Source organism: Zavarzinia sp., from assembly GCF_041650655.1.
In the GTDB taxonomy this organism is placed as follows: domain Bacteria; phylum Pseudomonadota; class Alphaproteobacteria; order Zavarziniales; family Zavarziniaceae; genus Zavarzinia.
Genome location: NZ_JBAZKR010000212.1, coordinates 1 through 3,430, shown reverse-complemented (window position 1 = coordinate 3,430; position 3,430 = coordinate 1). Strand labels below are relative to the sequence as shown.

2 protein-coding genes and 1 pseudogene are annotated in these 3,430 nt (G+C 68.0%); all 3 read left to right on the top strand.

What is annotated here, in order from left to right; translation table 11 throughout:
- Nucleotides 1-586: lytic transglycosylase domain-containing protein (locus WC493_RS22380; RefSeq protein WP_373068697.1), on the top strand; the 586-nt coding region annotated here is incomplete at its 5' end.
- 292 nt (nt 587-878) lie between these two features.
- Nucleotides 879-2,927 (top strand): relaxase/mobilization nuclease domain-containing protein, encoded by a 2,049-nt coding sequence (locus WC493_RS22375; protein ID WP_373068695.1) that lies wholly within the window; start codon nt 879-881, stop codon nt 2,925-2,927.
- A gap of 204 nt (nt 2,928-3,131) precedes the next feature.
- Nucleotides 3,132-3,430 (top strand): annotated as a pseudogene (locus tag WC493_RS22370) (conjugal transfer protein TraG); the annotation flags it as partial.

Below are 3,430 nucleotides of genomic sequence, written 5' to 3'. Positions count from 1 at the left end.
GGCGGCGCAGCGCTTCGCGCTTCCCGCGGCATGGATACGCGCGGTGATGAAGGCCGAGAGCAATGGCGATCCCCGCGCGGTCTCGCCCAAGGGCGCAATGGGCCTGATGCAGATCATGCCGGCGACATGGGCGGGTTTGCGTAATCGCTACCGCCTTGGCGCCGATCCTCACGATCTGCGCGACAACATCATCGCGGGTGCGGCCTATATCCGCGAGCTGTATGACCGCTATGGCTCGCCCGGCTGGATCGCGGCCTATAACGCCGGTCCTGGACGTTACGAGGACTGGCTGAAGGGCCGTCCTCTGCCGGCCGAAACACGCGCCTATGTCGCCACCGTCGCGCCGTCACTCGGCGATGGCGACGCATCCGCACCGATCCTGATCGCCACGGCCGACCCGCTCGCCTGGACCCGCGCGCCGCTGTTCGTCGCACCGTCGGCGCGCGCAACGGCGGCCGGTCCTTCGCCGGCCGAACGCACCTCCAATGACGCTGACACGACGCCGGGCGTGCGCGATGTTTCCGCCATCGCGCCGCAGTCCGGCGGTCTGTTCGTCGCACGGGCGGACACGGAACGACAGCCATGAGGCTCGCAATCGTGTCCGCCCGGCGGGAGGTTCCGGTGTGCAGGGGATGGGGCTGGCGACGGTCTCATCCCCCGGCAGAAGGGGCGAAACAGGCAGGAAGGCGGGAGGGCAAGATTAAAGCGGACGGCACCCTATGGGTCCGATCCGGGGGCCAAGCCCTTGTCTGCACACTGTTTGGGGCGGCACCATCGCCAGGCCGGCAGGGTGCCGCGAGTTCCGGTAAAGCGAGCATTTTCAGCCTTTGTCGCGGCACTCCTGCCCAAGATCGGCAGCTTCGTGCGGATCGCCGACCGTGAGCGACGACGACGATAGCTTTCGGCCGAGGCCCGGCCGCATCCGCTCCAAGGGCGCGAAGGCCGGTCAGACCAGGAGCTTCCTCAGTAAGGTTCGGAAGATCGCCCGACATCAGCAGGCCGGACCAGGCCGAAGGTCCTCCGCCAAGGGTGGAGGTCCCGGCCGGTCGGCGAATGGCCTGAGCGTCGTCGCGTCCGGCCGCGGCGTGCAGCGCGGGCGCGGCGCATCCTTCGTGCGTGCACGCAACCTGTCGAATGGCTGGAGTCATCGCCAGTCCGGCAGTCGGCGGGTGATCGTCAAATCCCGGTCGGTTCGCGCCCCAGGCCGCAGCGGCAAGGCCGCCGCCCATCTGCGCTACATCCAGCGCGACGGCACGGCCCGCGACGGCGAGCGGGGCCGGCTCTATTCGGCGACTGAGGATCGCGCCGATGGCGACAGGTTCCTCGATCGCGGCAAGGACGATCGCCACCAGTTCCGGTTCATCGTCTCGCCGGAAGACGCCGCCGATCTCGCCGACCTGACCGGCTACACCCGCGACCTGATGGCCCAGGTCGAAACCGACCTTGGCACGAAGCTCGACTGGGTCGCCGTCAATCACCACAACACCGGCCACCCGCATGTCCATGTCATCGTCAACGGCCGCGACGCCTTGGGCGAGGATCTCGTCATCAATGGCGACTATCTCGCCAACGGCATCCGCGAGCGGGCAAGCGAACGGGCGACGCTCGAACTCGGCCCCGTCACCGAGATCGAGCAGCGCCGCAAGCTCATGGCCGAAATCGACCAGGACCGGCTTACCCGCATCGACCGGGCGATGATCGCCGAAGCCGAGGATCGCTTCATCGACCTGCGTCCCGAGCCGGACGACCTGCGCGGCCAGGCCGACCGGACGCTGCGGTTGCGCCGTCTTGGCAAGCTCGGCGACATGGAGCTTGCCACCGAACATGCGCCCGGCGTCTGGGAATTGAGCGACCGGCTGGAACCGACGTTGCGCGAGCTGGGCGAGCGCGGCGACATCATCCGCACCATGCAGCAGGCGTTGCGGGCCGAAGGCGCCGAGCGCGATCCGATGACGTTCCAGATTCACGACGCCGCGCCGGCCGCGCCGATCGTCGGCCGCGTCATCGACAAGCATTTGTCCGACGAGTTGGGCGAGACCCTGACTCTGGTGGTCGATGGCGTCGACGGACGCACGCACCATATCTCCGGCATCGACCCAACCCGCGTCGAGGACGCGCGCATCGGCAGCGTCATCGAGATCGGGCCGCCGGACAGCACCGGCCGCCCGTCCGATCGCGCCATCGCCGGCCTAGCCGAGGACGGCATCTATCGGCCGAGCCGCCATCTGGAGCAGGCGCGGTTCGACGGCCATGTGCCGAACGGCGACTATGAGGGCTTCGTCGACGCCCATGTCCGGCGGCTCGAAGCGTTGCGCCGCGCCGGAATCGCCGAGCGCATCGACGCCGACCAGTGGCGCATACCCTCCGACTTCGAGGCGCGAGCCGCCGCTCATGACGCCGGGCGGAACGGCCGCGCCAATATCCGCATCCTCTCGACCTTCGATCTGGAGCGCCAGATCGGATCGGACGGCGCGACCTGGCTGGACCGGCGGCTTGTCAGCACGGATACCTCCGACCTGTCGCCGGCCGGCTTCGGCGCACAGGTGCGCGAGGCGATGGATCGCCGCCGCGACCACCATGTCGATCAGGGCGACGCCGCCCGTCAGCCGGACGGGCGCATCGCCTACCGGCGCAACCTGATCGCCACGCTTCGGGAACGTGAGGTCGCCCGCGCCGGTGAGGAGCTGGCGGCGAAGAAGTCGCTGCCGTTCCGCATGGCCGCCGACGGCGAGACCGTGACTGGCGCCTTCACCGGAACCGCGCAGCTATCGAGCGGCAAGTTCGCCATCGTCGAGAAGTCCCATGAGTTCACCCTCGTTCCGTGGCGGCCTGTCATCGACCGCCAGCTCGGCCGCGAAGTCATGGGCGTCGTCCAGGGCGGGTCGGTATCGTGGCAGTTGGGCCGGCAAAGGGGGCTGGGCATTTGAGGCAAGCTGTCTCCACCCCGACCGGAGCCTGGATGGCCGCCTTCAGGGCCAGGGCGGCGGTAAGCGCGGCGCGGCGACGCGACACGGACCATCCGTTTTGTCATCCATGGCATCCGAAACCTCGACGCTTCGGATTTTCTATTGCTTCTCGCCAAAGCGGATACTCTCTGATCGGCTCCATCTCTTTTGCCGGCCGGAGCCTTTATGTCTGGAACCCGTGTCCTTTGGGGACAAGTCGCCATCGTCCTGTCCATCGTGCTCACCGCCATCTGGTGTGCGACGGAATGGACGGCGTGGCGTCTCGGCTTTCAGGCGCAGCTCGGACAGCCGTGGTTCGAGGTGGCGGGCTGGCCGTTCTATTACCCGCCGATCTTCTTCTGGTGGTGGTATTGCTACGACGCCTATGCGCCGTCGATCTTCATCGAGGGCGCCTATATCGCGGCCTCGGGCGGGTTCATCTCGATCGCCGTCGCCATCACCCTGTCGGTGCTCCGGGCGCGGGA